At 63.7% G+C, this 16,992-nt stretch carries 17 protein-coding genes; 9 read left to right on the top strand and 8 right to left on the bottom strand.

Annotated features, from left to right (window positions below; translation table 11 throughout):
• Positions 1-18 precede the first annotated feature (18 nt).
• Positions 19-444 (top strand): molecular chaperone DnaJ, encoded by a 426-nt coding sequence (locus tag AKJ09_RS07695; RefSeq protein ID WP_146646537.1) that lies wholly within the window; start codon positions 19-21, stop codon positions 442-444.
• A gap of 31 nt (positions 445-475) precedes the next feature.
• Here AKJ09_RS07695 and AKJ09_RS07690 read toward each other — a convergent pair whose 3' ends face one another.
• Positions 476-1,375, bottom strand: coding sequence for a LysR substrate-binding domain-containing protein (locus AKJ09_RS07690; RefSeq protein WP_146646536.1), 900 nt, complete (start codon positions 1,373-1,375; stop codon positions 476-478).
• Here AKJ09_RS07690 and AKJ09_RS07685 point away from each other — a divergent pair.
• On the top strand, positions 1,322-2,218 hold the full coding sequence (locus AKJ09_RS07685) for a glutathione S-transferase family protein (protein ID WP_240488412.1): 897 nt from the start codon (positions 1,322-1,324) through the stop codon (positions 2,216-2,218). The genes AKJ09_RS07690 and AKJ09_RS07685 overlap by 54 nt on opposite strands.
• 416 nt (positions 2,219-2,634) lie before the next feature.
• On the top strand, positions 2,635-3,765 hold the full coding sequence (locus AKJ09_RS07680) for a radical SAM protein (protein WP_146646535.1): 1,131 nt from the start codon (positions 2,635-2,637) through the stop codon (positions 3,763-3,765).
• A gap of 11 nt (positions 3,766-3,776) precedes the next feature.
• Here the strand turns inward: AKJ09_RS07680 and AKJ09_RS07675 are convergent, their stop codons facing one another.
• Entirely contained in the window at positions 3,777-4,364 is a 588-nt protein-coding gene (locus AKJ09_RS07675) for a TetR/AcrR family transcriptional regulator (RefSeq protein WP_146646534.1), read from the bottom strand.
• Positions 4,365-4,443: 79 nt separating this feature from the next.
• On the opposite strand from AKJ09_RS07675, the gene AKJ09_RS07670 reads away from it, so the two are divergent.
• Complete coding sequence (locus AKJ09_RS07670; RefSeq protein WP_146646533.1) at positions 4,444-5,256, top strand: SDR family oxidoreductase; 813 nt, start codon at positions 4,444-4,446, stop codon at positions 5,254-5,256.
• A gap of 7 nt (positions 5,257-5,263) precedes the next feature.
• Here AKJ09_RS07670 and AKJ09_RS07665 read toward each other — a convergent pair whose 3' ends face one another.
• The 3 genes from AKJ09_RS07665 to AKJ09_RS07655 form a co-directional block, all read right to left on the bottom strand.
• Positions 5,264-6,112, bottom strand: coding sequence for a pirin family protein (locus AKJ09_RS07665; protein WP_205633634.1), 849 nt, complete (start codon positions 6,110-6,112; stop codon positions 5,264-5,266).
• Between the two features lie 97 nt (positions 6,113-6,209).
• The gene (locus AKJ09_RS07660; protein ID WP_146646532.1) at positions 6,210-6,665 is read right to left on the bottom strand and encodes a DoxX family protein; all 456 of its coding nucleotides are present in this window, start codon (positions 6,663-6,665) and stop codon (positions 6,210-6,212) included.
• A 53-nt stretch (positions 6,666-6,718) separates the two neighbouring features.
• A complete protein-coding gene (locus AKJ09_RS07655; RefSeq protein ID WP_146655463.1) occupies positions 6,719-7,267 on the bottom strand; it encodes a YceI family protein in 549 nt (182 codons plus the stop codon).
• Positions 7,268-7,415: 148 nt separating this feature from the next.
• On the opposite strand from AKJ09_RS07655, the gene AKJ09_RS07650 reads away from it, so the two are divergent.
• The 3 genes from AKJ09_RS07650 (at position 7,416) to AKJ09_RS07640 (ending at position 10,461) form a co-directional block, all read left to right on the top strand.
• Positions 7,416-8,318: a LysR family transcriptional regulator gene (locus tag AKJ09_RS07650; protein WP_146646531.1), complete on the top strand. Its 903-nt coding sequence runs from the start codon at positions 7,416-7,418 to the stop codon at positions 8,316-8,318.
• 215 nt (positions 8,319-8,533) lie between these two features.
• Positions 8,534-9,415 carry an alpha/beta hydrolase gene (locus AKJ09_RS07645; protein WP_146646530.1) on the top strand — a complete coding sequence of 294 codons (882 nt, stop codon included), beginning with the start codon at positions 8,534-8,536 and terminating at the stop codon, positions 9,413-9,415.
• 131 nt (positions 9,416-9,546) lie between these two features.
• Positions 9,547-10,461, top strand: coding sequence for a hypothetical protein (locus tag AKJ09_RS07640; RefSeq protein WP_146646529.1), 915 nt, complete (start codon positions 9,547-9,549; stop codon positions 10,459-10,461).
• 106 nt (positions 10,462-10,567) lie between these two features.
• Here the strand turns inward: AKJ09_RS07640 and AKJ09_RS52775 are convergent, their stop codons facing one another.
• On the bottom strand, positions 10,568-11,365 hold the full coding sequence (locus AKJ09_RS52775) for a hypothetical protein (protein WP_169927355.1): 798 nt from the start codon (positions 11,363-11,365) through the stop codon (positions 10,568-10,570).
• Entirely contained in the window at positions 11,280-12,629 is a 1,350-nt protein-coding gene (locus AKJ09_RS07630) for a hypothetical protein (RefSeq protein WP_146646527.1), read from the bottom strand. The genes AKJ09_RS52775 and AKJ09_RS07630 overlap by 86 nt, the downstream gene beginning before the upstream one ends.
• A 363-nt stretch (positions 12,630-12,992) precedes the next feature.
• On the opposite strand from AKJ09_RS07630, the gene AKJ09_RS07625 reads away from it, so the two are divergent.
• Positions 12,993-14,456 (top strand): glycosyl hydrolase, encoded by a 1,464-nt coding sequence (locus AKJ09_RS07625; protein WP_146646526.1) that lies wholly within the window; start codon positions 12,993-12,995, stop codon positions 14,454-14,456.
• A gap of 297 nt (positions 14,457-14,753) precedes the next feature.
• On the opposite strand, the gene AKJ09_RS07620 is transcribed toward AKJ09_RS07625, so the two are convergent.
• Positions 14,754-15,440 (bottom strand): VIT1/CCC1 transporter family protein, encoded by a 687-nt coding sequence (locus AKJ09_RS07620; protein ID WP_146655462.1) that lies wholly within the window; start codon positions 15,438-15,440, stop codon positions 14,754-14,756.
• Between the two features lie 1,020 nt (positions 15,441-16,460).
• On the opposite strand from AKJ09_RS07620, the gene AKJ09_RS07615 reads away from it, so the two are divergent.
• Complete coding sequence (locus AKJ09_RS07615) at positions 16,461-16,925, top strand: gas vesicle protein (protein WP_146646525.1); 465 nt, start codon at positions 16,461-16,463, stop codon at positions 16,923-16,925.
• The last annotated feature ends 67 nt before the right edge of the window (positions 16,926-16,992 follow it).

The raw sequence follows: 16,992 nt of genomic DNA, 5'->3' as shown, positions 1-16,992 counted from the left end.
GTGAGCTACGTTCTCACCATGACCAACTCACGGTTCGGCTCGGGTGGTGGTGGCGGCGGGCGGTTTCCCGAGCCGGAGCCTTGCGGGGTTTGCGGCGGTGACGGCCACATCGAGAACGCCTGGGGGCAGCGCGCAAAGTGTCCGAGCTGCCACGGGAGCGGCAAGCGTCGCGCCGACACGGGCTTCCACGACGTGACGAAGACGAAGGAATCGCACCATCGTCCGACGAACCGCGCGGCGGTTGTCGAAAAGCAGACGTGGCCGACCTCCGCCGAAGGGATGGCCCTCGCCAAGCAGATCAAGGAGTCGACCACGATCCCGGACGCGACGAAGGAGCGCGTGACGCGCGAGATCATCGAGCATGAGTCGACCCACGGTCAGCCGACGAAGACGTTCTTGAAGAAGGTCCGCAAAGAGACCGGTCTCATCGGCCAAAAGCCCTGACGATCGCCCACCCTCGCGTCTCGCGCGCCCTCTATCGGCGAGCGGAGAACGCCGCGGCTAGCTCGTCGGCAATCGCGCTGACCGACGGCAATTGCCCGCGGCGGTGCGGCATGAGCATCGTCGTGGTGATCATGCCGCCGGTCCAGTCGGCGAGCACGCGTACCAGCTCGCCGGACTCGATCATCGGGGCGCAGAACGGGCTCTGCAAGTTCGCGATGCCGAGTCCCGCCTTGGCCGCCTCGTACAGGAGAACCGCTTCGTCCGCGAAGTAACGCGGTCGTGGCGAGGCCGTGGTCTTACGTCCGCGCCCGTCTTCGAGCGTCCACGTATTCTGGGAGGGCGAGATCACGATCCCGTCGTGCTCGGCGAGGTCCTCGGGACGCGCCGGCACGCCCACGCGCGCGAGGTATTCGGCCGAAGCAACGAGCCAGTTGGCTTCGACTGCCAGCCGACGCTGGACCAGATTCGAATCGGCCAGCGGAGCGCGATGCGAACGTAGCGCGATGTCGAAGCCTTCCTGGATGACGTCGACGTAGCGGTCGGTCGCATTCATGACGATGCGAATCTTCGGATAGGCGATCGCCAGACGTGGCAGTAGCGGCGCCAGCTTCTGCTGCGCGACCGGCACGGCGGCCGTGATGCGGACCGTGCCGCTCGGTTCGGCAAGCCGTCCCTGGATCACGTTCTCGGCCGCCTCGGCCTCGATGAGCATCGCCGCTGCATGGCGATAGATCTCCTCGCCGATCTCGGTGACGACGAAGTTGCGCGTGTCGCGCTGTATCAAGCGCGTGCCGGTCTCTTTCTCCAGCTCCAGCAGCCGCTTGCTCAGCGTCGATTTCGGGATGCGGAGCGCGCGGCTCGCCGCGGCGAAGCCCCGGTGCTCGACGATCTGGGCGAAATAGTAGAGGTCGTTGAGGTTTCGCTTCTTCATCCGACGTCCGCGCTGTCCACGAACGTGGACAATATGTCTGCCTTTTGCAGTCTACGCGAGCATCGTCCACGGATGCATCCTGTCGCTACCGAATCACACGACAGGAGACACTTCATGGAACCGGTACTGTTTTACGGAAACCACGCCGCCAGCTCGTTCGGATCGATCGTCGCGCTCGAATGGCTCGGACAGCCTTACCGGCTGAGCCGCCTCAACCTGCCCTTCGATGCGAAGAGCGATAGCTTCACCCGCATCAACCCGGTGCAGAAGGTGCCCACCCTGCTGCGCGAGAGCGGCGTCCCGTTGAGCGAGAGCTCGGCGATCCTCCAGCACCTCGCGGGGCGCGATCCGCGGCGGACTCTGGTCTATGCGCCGGGGTCTCCGGAGCAAGACCATCTGAACCAGGTGCTGGCCTTCCTCCACACGGACTTCTGGGCCTCGTTCTTTCCCGGCTTCGAGGCCTACGACATGGAACTCACGGGCGAGAAGAATCCGGCCATGCAGGAGATGCTGCGCCACAGCGGGCGCAAGCGCGTTGCCAAGGCCCACGCCGATCTGGAACGGATGATGGGCAACAACGAATGGCTGGCCGGCGACAAGCGCACCATCGCCGATGCCTATTTCATCGGTGTCGCTCGCTGGGCGCCGTTCTTGGCTGCAACGGGCGCCAAGATGATCGACCCGCGCGACTATCCGAGGCTGCTCCGACACTACGAGAAGCTGGAAGCCGATCCCGCCGTGATCTTCGCCCACGCGATCGAGGACGAGAAGCCGGCGACGAGCGCCGGCGGATTCTTGGGTCATCTGTCACTCGAGGAAGTCCAGACGCGCATCGCCCGCTGAATCGCTGGCCTCCTCGGCCGATGGTGCTATCGTCCGCCCCGACGCGCCCTCCGCGTCGTCGATGCCCAGCCGTTAGCTCGTTATTTTTGAGGCTCGCGCTTCGCGCTCGCCACCTTCGCGGAGGTTCTCGCCGCCTAGGTTTTCGGCACCTTCGCGCCTAAGTTTTCGCCTCCCGTGCACCTGGTTTCTCGGGTCTCGAGGAGCGCAGCGCGTTGCGGGGTCGCGTTCCGAGCGCACGTTCGCGTGCAGGCGCGCGCTGGTTGGTCATTCGTTCCGGAGGACGGCTTCCCGCGTGCGCTCGCGCGCTCGCTAGCGATGAAGCTCATGCGGGGAGCCCCCCGTCCTCTCATTCCTCTCATCGAGGTCGAGCATGACGCATCGACCGTCATTTCATCTCACCAAACACGGAGTACCCCATGGGTCCACACGCACGATCGAAAGCTACGCGGCGCCGTTCACCGCTCGTCCACGAGCTTCCCCATCCGCCGCCCGGAACGATCCTCCGCGAGATTCACGAGTATCTCGGGAGCATCGGAGCGCCGCACTATCGCTACCGGCAGCTCGTTCTCTCTCTGCAACAGCGAGGGACGGCGTTCGCCAATTCGCAGGAGCTACCGGACTCCCTTCGCCAGGCGCTCACCGCGCGCTTCGGCCCGAGCGTCGCTCCCCTCGTGCCCGTCGCCGTCGAGGAGGCGGAACAGGTCGAGAAGGTCCTCTTCGAGACCCGCTCGGGGGCGCGCGTGGAGACGGTGTTGTCTCGGTACCGAGCAGGCTGGTCATCCGTGTGCGTGTCCTCGCAGGCAGGCTGCGGTCTCGCTTGCACCTTCTGCGCGACCGGTGCGATCGGGCTCGTACAGAACCTCACAGCCGACGAGATCTGTGCGCAGGTCGTGCATCCGAGATGGCAGCAGGTCATTCCGGCATTCGCGGACAGCATCGCGTTCATGGGAATGGGAGAAGCCTTGGCGAATCCACATACCTTTACGGCGATCGATCTGCTGACGACGCCCGGATATGGGGGCTTCTCTCCTCGACGCATTACGGTCTCGACGGTGGGCTTCGCGCCCAATCTGAGACGGCTCGCGAAGGAGCATCCCCAGGTGACGATCACGCTCTCGGTCCACTCTCCCTTTGCCGAGCAGCGCGCCGAGCTCATTCCTCTCCAGCGGCGATTCCCACTCAGCGAGAACCTCGAGGTCCTCGACGAGCACGTCGTCGCCACGCGCCGGAAGGTCTATCTCGCGTACTTGCTGATCGCGAATGTCAACGACTCCGCGGAACACCTCGAGGGGCTCACCGAGCTCGTGAAATCGCGCACGCGCCCGGAGCTCTTTCACGTGAGCGTGATTCGCTACAATGCAGCGTCCGGTGCGGACGCGAGCTACCGAGCGCCGACCTCCCATCAGGTTTCGGAGTTCGTGGCCCAGCTCAATGCTCGTGGAGTCCACGCGACACGACGGCAGCAGTTCGGCTCGTCGATCAGCGCCGCGTGTGGACAGCTCCACGCTCGCTCCTTGTTGCGAGACCGCGCATCACGACTCGCGTAAGGCACGCCGCGTCATCGAGGCCACGTTTGGAGCGCCGCTTCGGCGATGGCCTCGAGCTCCGCGCGGCTCGCGCCGTCTCTCGCCTGTGCCGACATTCCCTGGAGCATGGCGGAGTAGAAGAGGGCGAGTGCGCGAACGTCGACATCCGGAGGCAAGGCTCCGCCGGATTGGTCGTTACGCATCTTCTCCTCGAGCGCGCGGACGGTCATCGAGCGAAACGACTTGAGGCGTTTCTGCACGGAGGCCGACTGCGGTGAGCAGTTCGTGGCGGCGCTGATGACGAGGCAACCGGGCGGATGGTCCTTGCCCGCGAACATCGCTGCCGCCTCACGAAGAAGACGCTCGACCGCGGCGCGCGCGCTCGTTTCTTCCTGGAACGCACGAACGGTAAAGGCGCCGTAGGTCTTGGCGTAGTAGCCCAGCGCCTCGTCGAAGAGCGCACGCTTGTCGCCAAACGCTGCGTACAAGCTCGGCGCACCGATGCCGATGGCCTCCGTGAGCATCGCGATCGACGTGGCGTCGTAGCCGTGCTTCCAGAAGACCATCAAGGAGCGTTTCAGTGCATCGTCGCGGTCGAAGGAGCGAGGGCGGCCGACCATGGTTCTTAATTTTATGACGTTCGTTACAAAACTGCTAGGACTTGTTCTGTATCGTTCGTTCTAGAAAGGGAGGACAGCCATGAAGCTCATCGGCCGCACCATGCTCATCACCGGCGGCTCTGCCGGCATCGGCCTCGCGTTCGCGCGCAAGTTCCTGGAGCTCGGTAACGAGGTCATCGTGACCGGTCGACGTCAGGCGGTGCTCGACGAGATCAAGGCGCAGCACCCGAAGCTCCACACGATCCAGAGCGACGTGGCGGATCCGGAGCAGATCGGTGCCCTCGCGTCGCGCGTGAAAGCGGAGTTTCCCACCCTCGACGTGCTCATGAACAACGCGGGCGTCATGCTCTACCAGAATCTCTCGATACCCACGGCCGACCTGGCCGGGTTGATGACGGAGATGAACATCAACGTGGGCGGTGTCATCCGCATGACGTCCGCGTTCATCGACATTCTCACGGCCAACAAGGGGACGGTGATCAACATGTCGTCCGCCCTTGCATTCGTGCCGTCGCCTTGCACACCGATCTACTGCGCCACCAAGGCTGCGATCCACTCGTTCACCCAGTCACTCCGCTTCCAGCTCGAGGACGCAGGGGTCGAGGTGATCGAAGTCATGCCTCCCGCGGTGAAGACGGAGATGACGACCGAGCTCTCCAAAGCGGATGGCCTCACCATGATCGACCCGGACGAGTTGGTGACGCTGACCCTGAAGTCCCTCAAGGCCGGCGCGCGCGAGATCCGGCCGGGGCAGGCCAACGCGCTCGCATTCATGCGCCGCCTCGCCCCCGATTTCATCAACAGGCAGCTCTGGAAGTCGGCCAAGCAGTTCGTGCCCGCGCGTGCTGCCCTTGCGACCGGACGCCGTGATGATCCCCAATACTCCGGCTGATCGTCAATCAGCGCCTGAGCGTCCCATTCGCGCGGAGCTCGTTCCCGATACGCCGGATCTCGGCTTCCCCCTTCTGCAGCGCTTCTTTGCTCGTGTGCACGGAATACATTCCGAGCACCAGATCGTGCGGATGCTTTCGCGCTGACCCGAGCACGAAGCGCGTCGGTCCATCGGCGACGAAGTCGAGTGGCTCCGAACCTTCGGCGAAGATTGCTAGCTCGCCGTTCGGAATGGCGGTCCTGGTGGTCCGCAGGGCCCCGTCGCCGACTGCGACCCAGGCCACGTCATGGTCTTTCGGCGGTGTGAACGTCCATCGCTCGCCGTCCTGAAGGCTCACGACGAGGTACGTCATCCGCGGCGGCGCAGCGATGGGGCTCGTCAGGCCATCGTAGCTTCCGAGGATCACGCGGACGCGGCCGTCCGTCGGCACCTCGTCAGGCATGACGTAATGAGCCTGATTCGGCCCGTTTTCGAGCTCGGGCGGAAGTGCGACCCAGAGCTGGAACACCTTGACGTGCCCGGGTTGGGCTTGTCCGGTGTGCCACACGCCGTTTCCCGCGCGCATCCACTCGATGCTCCCGGCCGGGAGGACGTCGTCCGTGCCAGTCGTCTCGGCGATGCGGACAGCACCGTCGAGCATCACGGTCACGGTCGCGATGCCCGAGTGCGGATGCCAGAGCTGGTCCATCGGAATCCGCTCGTTGCCCTCGAAGACGGCCAGGTCGAGGAAGACGAACGGCTTCATGAGCTCGCCAAGATCCGACGGGCTCACGAGCCGCGTGATGGGGCCGCGCGTTCGTCCGCGCGTGCGGTACACGAGTTCGCGAATGGGGCTTTCAATCCGATGTGCCAACATGGCTATTCCTCTGCTTGATAGTGGTGTTCGTTATGGCTCAGCGCGCCGGGGGGGGCGATACAGGCCTCCGAGCCCGGCGCGAGGCCTCCGGTCTTCTTCAGCGTGCCTCGGCAACGGCGAGCGCTTTGCGATCGGCCGTACCAATCCGCGTCGTATTCGGCAGGCTCCGCATACGAAGCATGGGGGCGAACGCGTCGCGGTGTGCCCAAGCGAGGTAAACCTCGAGACCGAGCAGCATCAGCGGCAGAGCGAAGCCGCCCTGCGCCAAGAAGAAGTGGAAGCCGACGATGTTCACGAGCACGGGCGCGAGAAGCGTCAACGCGAGTGGAACGAATCGACCCGAGAGGAGCATGACGCCGGAAGCGACCTCGGTGATCGCCAAAAGCGGGAGCATGTAGCCAGTCGCGATGAGGGCGCCGAAGAACTGTGCCGGCGGTCCCGAGACGGGCGGTTGCGGAAGGAACGGGATGAGTTTGTTGAGCCCCATCACGGCAAACACGAGGCCAAGGCCAAGGCGCGCAACCGTGGGGAATTTTCGAGCGATGGTATTCATGATCTCTCCTCGTTTCGTTCGAGACGGATGGTGTTGAATTCCGAAGCGTGCCTTCACGCGACGCTTTGCGCAGCGGCCCGAACCGCTTCGACGTCGAGGTCGATCTCGACGCGATCGCCGACGAGGATGCCGCCTGCCTCGAGCGCCTGATTCCAGGTGAGGCCGAAGTCACTTCGATCGATCGTGGTCTTCGCGACGAAGCCGACGCGCTCATTGCCCCAGGGGTCCGTTGCGCGACCGCCATACTCGGCGTCCAGCGAGACCTCGCGCGTCACCCCCCGGATCGAGAGGTCGCCGATGACCCGATACCGCGTCTTCTCGATTTGCTCGATCCGCTTGCTGCGAAAGCGGAGTTCGGAAAAGTTCTCCACGTCGAAGAAGTCCGGGGAGCGCAGATGCGTATCGCGGTCGGCGACGCCGGTGTCGATACTCGAAGCATCGATGCTCACGTCGACGGACGAGCGCGTGACGTCGCCGTCGTCGAGCCGGATGGTGCCCGAGTACTTCGCAAAGCGACCTCGAACCTTCGAGATCACCATGTGGCGGACCGAGAAGTTGATGGCCGTGTGGGCGGTGTCGATGTTCCAGTCGTTGTTGCCCATGACAGTGTCCCTCGTGGTGTCGGAGCGATCGGGCGCCACCGAGGCAACCGTCACGCGCCGTCTTCATGGGTAAGCAATACGATCGTCCCGCCGGATGGATTAGTCGGGTCGAGCTGGATGGACTCTCCCACCTATGGGATAATCAGGCATGGATCTCAACGAAATCCAGGTATTCGCGCGCGTCGTGCAGACCGGCAGCTTCATCGCAGCCTCGGCTCTGCTTGGGATGCCGAAGTCCACGGTGAGCAGGAAGGTGTCTGACCTCGAGAAGCGCTTGAACGCCCGCCTTCTCCAGCGCACGACGCGCAAGCTGAGCCTCACGGACGTGGGGCGGACCTACTACGACTACTGCGCGCGCATCATCGCCGAGGTGGAAGATGCCGAGCGTGCGGTGAGTAGCTTGCAAGACTCGCCTCGGGGCCCTCTCCGAGTGACCGCTGGCCCCAACGTCACGTTCCTCGCGCCCATCATCAGCGACTACTTGAAGTGCCACCCCGAGGTGCGGATCGAGCTCGTGACCACCACGCGCTCTGTGGACCTCGTGGAGGAACGCTTCGACCTCGGCATTCGAGCGGGCAACCTCGCCGACTCGTCGCTCGTCGCGCGGAGCCTTGGACGCGTGGGATGGTTTCTCGTCGCGACTCCCGCGTACCTCAAGAAGCATGGCCGCCCACGCTCGCCCGAAGAATTGGCGAATCACGATTTCTTGTTCTTCGGCGCCGGGCTCGAGGGCGTAGGACCTCGCCTCGAGAAGGACGGAAGGACCGTGCACGTCGCGCTGTCACCGCGCCTTTCAGCAAGCGACATGGACATGCTTCACGCGGTGACGACCGCGGGCTTGGGGATCGCCCTACTTCCGGCCTTCCAATGCGTCGAGCAGCTACGTTCCGGCCGCCTCACGCGCGTTCTGGCTGATTGGAACGCCCCATCGGTGCCGGTGCATGCGGTGTATCCGAGTGCGCGCCATATTTCTCCGAAAGTGAAGACTTTCTTAGAGCATCTTCAGGCGCGCATGACGCCGCCGCCCTGGGAGCTCGGCCCTGCGCCGTAGGCTGCCCTCGGCCAACGATGGCACCCGTCGCCGTGAATCGTTGGGATCGCGGAACGAAGCTCGGCATCGACGCGGGACCCGAGTAGCTCGCCCGTCGTCTGCGACTTCCTCTATCCTCGACAGGGAAGGCCGGGCTCGATCGGCTTTGCCGGGGGCGAAGGGAGCAGAGGAAGATGGTCAGGAATCGTCGTGTGCGCTCGTCGAGCATGCCTGCCTTGACGCTCACGCTCGCGGTCGCAGCGGGGGTTGCGTGCTCCAGCGCTTCGACGGAGGAGGCGGCTGGGCCGGCCCACGCGCCGATTGCCGAGCCGTCTCCGACTTCGTCCGATGGAGACGAGGACGCGCGTGCGCCGAGCCACACGGACGACGGCGGAGGAGCGAAGCCCGACGCAGGAGCACTGCCCTCGACCGGCGCCGACAAGCCCAATTGTAAATACAAAGCCCACGCAACGGGCATTACGGCAGGCCAGCAGGCGGGTGGGCTCTCGTTCCACGTCTACGCGCCGGCGACGTACAATCCGAACGTCGGACACACGGTCGTCATCTTGATGCACGGTCAGGACTCTGACGGCGTTGGCGAGCTCACCGCGCTCTGGCAGCCGATCGCCGATCAGGAGCAGCTCGTCCTCGTCGCGCCCAGCGGATCACGTCCGGCGACGAACGGCGATCCCAATGGGCACAATTGGACTGTCGCGGATCTCAACGACATTCAAGATCTGATGCCCGAGATCGACGACTGCTACAACGTCTTCGTGAAGAAACACATCCTCTGGGGATTCTCCGAGGGCGGGTTCTACGGATACTTGCTTGGAATCGGCGCGGCGAATCAGTTCTCCGGACTCGCGATGGGCGGCGCCAATACCTCCTTTGCGCGGCAGAACGGTTATCCGCCGTCCGCGGCGCAGTGGAAGATCCCGGTGAGCGACGTTCACGGCGACCAAGACCAGAATCCCATCAGTGTCACGCGCCAGGACAAGGCCGACTTCGAAGCGGCCGGCCACGTCTTCACGCTCCATGAGTTCTCGGGCGGTCACTCGATTTCGCCCGACCAAGTGCGCGCGCAGTACGACGACCTCAAGGCGTCCGTCTCACCGTGACGGCGTTCGTTCCCCTGACCGAATACTCCTCCAGAGAGCTTCGTGCCGGTATCGGTTTGGACGGACCGTGCCTGATGCACGATGGCACCTTCGGGCTCTTCGTCTCCCTCCGCGGGAAGGATGGCGGAGCAATGCCGTCGCCTTCGGAGCTTCACTGGCGGCGCGATGTACCCACCCGCATGCGGGTTGAACCCATTCATCTGTTTCTTCGCCGCCATGAAGACAGCGCCCTCTATTTGGGCAACGCTTCGTTCGTACGCGCTGGAAGTCCAGGCCGAGATGGTTTCAAGATCTTGTTCCGTCTCTCGGAGCCGTTGTCCGAAGCGTTCTGGCGTGAACTCGTAAGCGCCGCCAATGCGCCGCCACCACCCGCGCCGGAGGAGCCCATCGTCGCATTGACCGCTCAGAGCACGATGGCAGACCGTGTGAACGCGATGGAGGTCTTCGTCGAGCGCTGGTACGCGCCGGGCACGGCCGACACGGCGAATGTCGATGCTTCCGAGCGCACGGAGTTCGAGAGACTCCCGGAACCCTTGCGTCGGCTATACCGACTTGCGGCGAAGCGCCAACTGTTTGGGCAAAACAGGCTCGTCGGCGCCGATGACCTTGTCGTCAAAGACGGCAAACTCACCTTCTACGTCGAGAATCAGGGGGTGTGCGAATGGGCCATTGACCCCTCCGAAGCCGATCCGCCGGTCTTCGTACGTGGGAACGCCTTTGGAGATCCGTGGATCGAGGAGGCAACGACGCTCTCCGGGTTTCTCATCCAGATGGTGATCTACGAAGCCGTTCTTTGTTTCGCTCCGTTCCGCGCGACGAATGATGGCGTTTCCGCTTCGGAGCTGCGCAAACTCAAACGCAAGATCTCATCGCTCGCCTTGCCGGCGTGGGCCTGGAGCAAAATGCAGTTCTTCGGAAAGAACGGCATCGTCGGCTTTGCTCTTCCGAACACGGACCTCTTTCAAGTCGAGCTCGCGGCCAGGGAGAGGGCACCATTCGAAGCCATCGAGGATCTGATCTCTGACTGGCCTGATCTCGGATTCTGAGGAAGGTCCAATCGTCGTCCGAAGGCGAGCCAGTCCCTCACAATCTCTGGCACCGTACGTCGCTTCGAGCTCATCTCGTGTCGAGCGGTCGATGAGGCGGCCCGCGTCACGGCGTCGCGAAGGTGCACTCGAGAGTTCTGCCCCCGGTTCCGCAATCTGCCGAAGTATACTTCACGGCTTTCTCCGGGACGGAGCCGACGTTGATGGAGATCTTCACGGTGACCTTCGAACCGTTGACGGTTGCGTAGTAGGGATACGAATAGCCGGTCTGCGGGCTCGTCGTTCCGAGAGCGACGCTCGACTGCGGCAACGCAGGCAGGATGTCGTTCGTCGGAAGCGTACCGCCGGTGATTTCGAGCGCGGTGCTCGAGAGCCAGGACGCGAGCTTTGCAGGAGAGTCTTTGAAGCGCGTGTATCCGGAGTCGTAGCAACGGCACGCCATGCCGGTCGGGCACGAGAGATATCTCGGCGTCTCTCGGTACGTGCATGTTCCCGTTATCGTGACTGGCGCGCCGGCCTTGCACGTACCGCCTCGACACGCGGAGCCGTCTCCGCATGGGGTTCCGTCGTCGAGCGCAGTCGCCTCTTCACACGTCGGCGACCCCGAGCACGCGATTCGACCTGCTCGACAGGGATTCGTGGAGGTGCACGCCGCACCGGGCGTGCACGAAGCCGCACCATCGGGTGAGCCGGCGTCGGGCAAACCGGCGTCGGGCGAGTCCGGCTCGGCGGGGCCTCCGTCGGTCGCGCCTCCGTCGCTGCCGCCTTCGTGAGACTCCGTCGCGGCATCGCCATCGGCGATCGACGTGTCGCCGGCGTCAGGAGTGGATGTGTTGACCGGAGGGGACGTGGGGTCGTCCCGCTCGACTGTCGAGCCACAAGCCAGGAGTGTCGCGAGGAGCAACGAGCCAGCGAGCCGCGGGAAGGTCTTCACCCTTCCTGGTACGGGGCGGGGAACAAATCCTTCCCCGACACGGCTCGCTCCTTCGCGAGAGCTTTTCCGCGTCAAGGCACGGTGACGACGTGAACGTCCGTTTTCGGTCCCGACGGAACGTCGTAGTGGATCTCGACCCGCCATGTGCCGGGGGAATGTCCACGCCGGTGTTCGTCGGCAGCTTGCACCTGAGAAAGTTGCTCTGGCTGTCGGCGCGCCGGACTTCGTAGGTGCCACGGACCTTGTTCGCGCCGTCGATGACGACGTCTTCGATGTCGAGATGTTCGAGGACGAGGTCCGCGGGCGCATCACCGGGGGCACCCGTGGGCAGGTCGATCGGGCTGCCCCACACGGCGTTCTGGAGCAAGTAGTGCTTCGAGGAGTCAATCCAACTTGCGATGCCCACTTCGACGCTCTCGCCATCGCCGAGGCGACCCGAGGCGTACGATGGGGAGCCGTAATCGTTGGTGCTGAGGACGTACGCATCCGAGTTCTGACCATTGCAGGACGCGATCGGAAGAGTTCGGGAATCCGGCGCGACGATGCGAGCGCGACGTCGCCCCGCGGGCTCCGTGAGCTTCGCGTGGCCGGTCGTTCCAGCATTGATCTTGAACTCCGCGCCGTCGAGGATTCCGAACGCCACCCGATACGTCGTTCCCCAAAGGCCGAACGTGACGTTGTCCCCGGTGACGGTTCCTAGTGCCGTCGAGCGCTTGCTGCTGCCGTAGGCAGGATTCTCGGCCGTGTTGTAAGGCGTGCTGAGCGAAGGAAGAATGCGCAGATTTCGCGGGTTCCGCACGTCGAACGTCCCGCGGAGACCCACCGTGCGGGGACCCGTGGCGTCGATGACGGCCTGCGCGCTCATGAGCGTCGTCGTTTTCCCCGCCGCGATGTCGGTATCGAAAGACTCTTCGATCAGGTTCTCGTGATCCAGGACCGTGCGGATGAAGAATCGGCGCGAGCCTGGGGCGAGTCCCGTGATGGTCTGTCCGATCGAACCCAGCACGGTGACGTTTTGCTGCACGCCGTTGATCTCGTTCGACAGCGCGACCTCGCCAACGGCGGTGGCTCCCGGCGGCGCTTGAACGAGCAACGCTCCTCGGGCGTCGGTGCCGGTCGGCGTGATGACGAGGGCCCCACCCTGATCCTCCGACGTCATCGCGTCGTCGCCCGCGGCCGTGCATGCCGCGGCCATCACGGAGAGCGCTGCCAATCCAAGCGTTCGTTTGAACATCGTTCGACTCCTTGATTTCCGTTGCTCGTCGCCACCCGGCTCAGTTGAAGACTCGTGTCCACACATTGAGACGAACCGAACGAGTCTGTCGTCGTAAGAGCGGTGAACTGAGGTTGCGGCTGCCAGGACGTACGGACGATCCGACGATTCCTTCCTTCTGCGAGTCATTGCGGAATCCATTTTTTTTCGTCGGCCGACCGACCCGAAGCGCCGACGCGTCCCTCGTGTCGTGAGAGCAAAGTGATCTCGGGCGAGAGCTGATCGCGCTCACTCGGCGAGGTGTCGATTCTCGAAAGGGAGCCGATGAAGCGTTCGCACGGGCCATTCCCTGTCGCGGTACGCCGCTTGTATGGACCGCGAGCCATGCATCGCAGCTGCCTCAGGAAGCGCCGTATGGTCACCACGCTCGCCGCCTTCTCACTCACGGCCCTCGCCATTGGCTGTTCGAGTGAATCTCCTTTGACGAGCGGCACGGGCTCCATGTCGAATGCGGGTGACGGAAGCCGCCCCGACATCGATGGCGGGAGCGGCAGCGGAAGCGACCCGAGAGACGGCAGCGGTGGAGACACCGGCACGGGCGCGCGCGGCGATGCGACCGGCGTCGTGGCCGTGAGCGCGGATACGTTTCTGTCTTCGCTCGGCGTGAACACGCACATCGCGCAGGGCTACAACGCCCATGACTACGTGGCGCCGCTCAAGTTCTTGGGCGTTCGCAACATTCGCGAGGGCGCGGAGAACGTGTCGAACACCCTCATGGTTCACCAGGAGACCGGCGTGCTCGTGAACCTGGTCTCGTATTGCGATCTGAACGGTCAGATCGCTGCCGGCAAGCAGCTCGCCGCGGCTGGCGCGCTTCTCGCGCTCGAGGGCACCAACGAGCCCAACAACTTCACCGTCACGTACAAGGGGCAGAAAGGGGGCGGTGCAGGCACCTGGCTCCCCGTCGCCCAATGTCAGCGAGACCTCTACGAGCTGGCCAAGAGCGACGCCGTGCTCAAGTCGTATCCCGTGTTCACCGTGTCGGAGGAGGGCGCCGAGATCGACAATGTCGGCTTGCAGTTTCTCACCATCCCGAACGGCTCCAATCTATCCATGCCGGACGGCACCGTTTATGCGGATTACGCGAATTGCCACAACTACGTCAGCGGCAATGCGAACGTCTACGAGTCCAACATGGCGTGGAACGCGGCGAGCTCGGCCAAGAACACTCCCTGGATCGGCGACGGCTTGTGGGGGGAATTCGGTTCCACCTGGCTGAAGCACTACGCGGGATATTCCGAGATGCAGATCGCGACGCTGCCTCGCGTGACGACGGAGACGGGGTGGGACAGCACGAACTCGCCGGGCGGACAGTCGGTGCAGGGCGTCGTCTTGGTGAACACCTATCTGTCCCAGTTCAAGCAAGGGTGGCGGTACACGTTCATCTACGAGCTCGTCGACGAGCAAGGCAGCACGGGCGATCAAGGGCTCTACACGGCGAGCATCCAGCCCAAGCTCGCGGCGACATATATCCACAATCTGACCACGACAATCGCGGATGCGACGCCGCTCGCCAACCCCGGAAAGTTGAATTACTCGATACCCAATCAGCCTGAGACCGTGCACGATCTCTTGCTCCAGAAGAGCAACGGCACGTTCGAGCTCGTCGTCTGGGACGAGAATGCAAAAGGAACGGACGCCGTGGCGGTGAATCTCGGCACCACGCGCACGACCGTGAACGTGTACGACGTCACCAAGGGGACGACGCCGACCCAGACGCTATCGAACGTCAGCACGGTGTCGCTCACGATGAGCGATCACGCCGTCATTCTGGAGATCCCGCAATGAGGGCGCCACGACCGGCCAACGCTAGGCCGTCATCGGCGACGTGCTAAGCGCAATGCCGTTCGGATAGGTAGACAATTTTTACAGGAAGGTCGGAAGGTCGGAAGGATTTATTATCGTCCCGCGTAACGCGCCAAATCCGCTTGCTGGGAAATTGAATTACGCCAATGCCGACGCGGTGTCGCGCGATTGGTCGGCTCTCCGCCCCAAAAACTTCCGCCCTTCCGCCCTTCTGTGAAAAATCTCAGGTCGGATTCATCGGTGTCAGACCGATGGCTGCTTATCCGAACGGCGTTGGCTCTAAGCGAAGAGGTGGGCCAAGCCGAACGCCGCTCCGGCGGCGAGGGCGCCGACGATTGTCGTCTGGATCGCCCCTCGAACGGAGGGAGCTCCGGTCACGCGGGCCTTCAGCCAGCCGAAGGTGAAGAGAGCGCCAAGCGTGACGACGGCGGAGACGAGGAGCGCCTGTCGAACGTTCTCGAAGATCATGTAGGGCACGAGCGGGAAGAAGCCTCCGACGACGTACGAACCACCGATCGCGGCCGCACTTCGAAAGGCGCGACCAGGTTCCGGTCGTTCGAGGCCAAGCTCGAAGCGCATCATGAAGTCCACCCACGCTTCGTGGTTCCTCCGAAATGCCCCGACGATCGGCGCGACCTCGGCGGCGGTGACGCCGTAGGCGGCGAACAGCTCCTCGACCTCGCGGGCTTCGTTTTCCCCGTACTCCTCGACCTCGCGCCTCTCCCGAGCCAGCTCGCTGGCATAATGTTCGGCGTCGCCGCGGCTCGCGAGATATCCACCGAGGCCCATGGCAATGGCCCCGGCCACGACCTCGGCGAGCCCAGCTGTAAGGACGATGCGGGATTGCGCAACGGCGCCAGAGACGCCCGCGGCAAGAGCAAAGGGGACCGTCAATCCGTCGGACATCCCGATGACGATGTCTCGAACGGTGTTTCCCCCGCGAAAATGAGCCTCTCGATGGATCATACGCACGACCGCCGGATCCGGCTTCTCGCCGAATGAACCAATCACCTGCGTCCTCATCCTGTAGGTCGCGGTGGCGTGATCGTCAACGGTAATTGGTCGCAGTGCGTGTTTTCAAGTTGTCGAATTTGAAGACGAAATTCATTCTGGCGAGTCCGCAGTGCGGTCGACGCTTGCCGGATATCAGCATTTCGAAATCGACGGACGAACGGTACCGCGGTCGAGGACCCGCCAGAGAACGAAGGATGCCCCTCGCGCGTTCTGCTGGCCGCTCGTGTCGAAAGGGGGCGGACGCTCTACGCGACGTCGAAGATACGGAACCGCGGCTTCATCCATCTCGCGCTGAACTTGGAGCAAGATCTCTTCGGGAGTTGGGCCCATGCGTCGGCGAAGTAGAAGTATACGAGGGGCCCCATCGAAGTTGGGACGTAGATCGTCATCCTTGCCGGCCAAGACGGGCCCTCGCCGAGAACGCCCGCGCTCGGAGCAAATGGCGGGTGGCGATCGTGACCAGGTCGAAAGCTCGGCGAACGTCGAACTCTTTGAACGAGAGCGCCCAGCGTGAGGGTTCGCTTCCGAACAGCTTGAGACGCAAACCGAGCTTCACCGTCATACGCACCGCCATGCGAACCCCGCTCGTGTGAAGCCCGTTTGAGCCCGTCTGAAGGGCCTTCCCTTGGGTGACCTTGGCATATGCGAGTGGGGCCGTCGATGCGCTGGTTGATCGCGTGGTCGCTCGGCAGACCGGCGGCGGACGGTGCATGATGGACGCGGTCAAAGTAGCTGGAGCAGGCGCTCTCGCCGGAGCAGGCCGACAACGATGCGACGACGGGAACGTCCCGCAGTGTGGCGTCGCTGCGAACGGTGCGTGACGAGCGCGGCCTCGGCGGCGAGTAACGTCCCGACCGATGCCCGATCGAGGAGGAGTGTGTCGAGGCTCGCGAGCCGAGCGAGACGGAGCGCGCAGTGGCGAGTCGGGCCGTGCCATCGCTGGCACGTCGTTTGGACGCGAACCGCCGGACGATGGCTGCAATACGCCAGGAGCACCAATGGGGTGGTGGTCAGCGCTCGCAGGGGCTCGTGGACGTGCTCGACCGCGTGCTCGACAAGGGGCTCGTCATCGCCGGCGACATCAAGATTTCGTTGGCCGAGGTCGAGCTTCTCACGATTCGGATCCGCCTCATCATTTGCTCTCTCGACAAGGCTCAAGAGGTCGGACTCGATTGGTGGAAGACCGATCCGCATCTCTCGTCGGGCCAGGCGCCGCTTTTGACGGAGAACGAATCACTCCGTGAAGAGATCGAGATCCTTCAGCACAAGCTTGCTGAGCTCGAGGAGAAAGTCGTGCAGCGGCCGAAACCGATGGCCTCTGGAGAAGCCACCGCCAGGAGGCCTCCATCACTCACAGGAGCCCCTGCACGTGCCGGAGCTCCGGTTCGGCCCGAGGTCCCGCGGGGAACCGGAGCTGCGAAACTTCCTCCTAAATGAATGGTCACATGAATGGGGTTTAGTCATGTGCTTCGAACCCACCTCCAGGATCGCCGCGCTTGCATCG

This window comes from Labilithrix luteola (genome assembly GCF_001263205.1).
Taxonomy (GTDB): domain Bacteria; phylum Myxococcota_A; class Polyangia; order Polyangiales; family Polyangiaceae; genus Labilithrix; species Labilithrix luteola.
This window is presented reverse-complemented; position numbering and strand designations above follow the sequence as displayed.

Coding starts and splice junctions, on each gene's coding strand:
- AKJ09_RS07695 (WP_146646537.1), top strand. CDS start 19: ATGACCAACTCACGGTTCGGCTCGGGTGGTGGTGGCGGCGGGCGGTTT.
- AKJ09_RS07690 (WP_146646536.1), bottom strand. CDS start 1,375: ATGAAGAAGCGAAACCTCAACGACCTCTACTATTTCGCCCAGATCGTC.
- AKJ09_RS07680 (WP_146646535.1), top strand. CDS start 2,635: ATGGGTCCACACGCACGATCGAAAGCTACGCGGCGCCGTTCACCGCTC.
- AKJ09_RS07675 (WP_146646534.1), bottom strand. CDS start 4,364: ATGGTCGGCCGCCCTCGCTCCTTCGACCGCGACGATGCACTGAAACGC.
- AKJ09_RS07670 (WP_146646533.1), top strand. CDS start 4,444: ATGAAGCTCATCGGCCGCACCATGCTCATCACCGGCGGCTCTGCCGGC.
- AKJ09_RS07665 (WP_205633634.1), bottom strand. CDS start 6,112: ATGTTGGCACATCGGATTGAAAGCCCCATTCGCGAACTCGTGTACCGC.
- AKJ09_RS07660 (WP_146646532.1), bottom strand. CDS start 6,665: ATGAATACCATCGCTCGAAAATTCCCCACGGTTGCGCGCCTTGGCCTT.
- AKJ09_RS07655 (WP_146655463.1), bottom strand. CDS start 7,267: ATGGGCAACAACGACTGGAACATCGACACCGCCCACACGGCCATCAAC.
- AKJ09_RS07650 (WP_146646531.1), top strand. CDS start 7,416: ATGGATCTCAACGAAATCCAGGTATTCGCGCGCGTCGTGCAGACCGGC.
- AKJ09_RS07640 (WP_146646529.1), top strand. CDS start 9,547: ATGCCGTCGCCTTCGGAGCTTCACTGGCGGCGCGATGTACCCACCCGC.
- AKJ09_RS07630 (WP_146646527.1), bottom strand. CDS start 12,629: ATGTTCAAACGAACGCTTGGATTGGCAGCGCTCTCCGTGATGGCCGCG.
- AKJ09_RS07625 (WP_146646526.1), top strand. CDS start 12,993: ATGCATCGCAGCTGCCTCAGGAAGCGCCGTATGGTCACCACGCTCGCC.
- AKJ09_RS07620 (WP_146655462.1), bottom strand. CDS start 15,440: ATGATCCATCGAGAGGCTCATTTTCGCGGGGGAAACACCGTTCGAGAC.
- AKJ09_RS07615 (WP_146646525.1), top strand. CDS start 16,461: ATGGCTGCAATACGCCAGGAGCACCAATGGGGTGGTGGTCAGCGCTCG.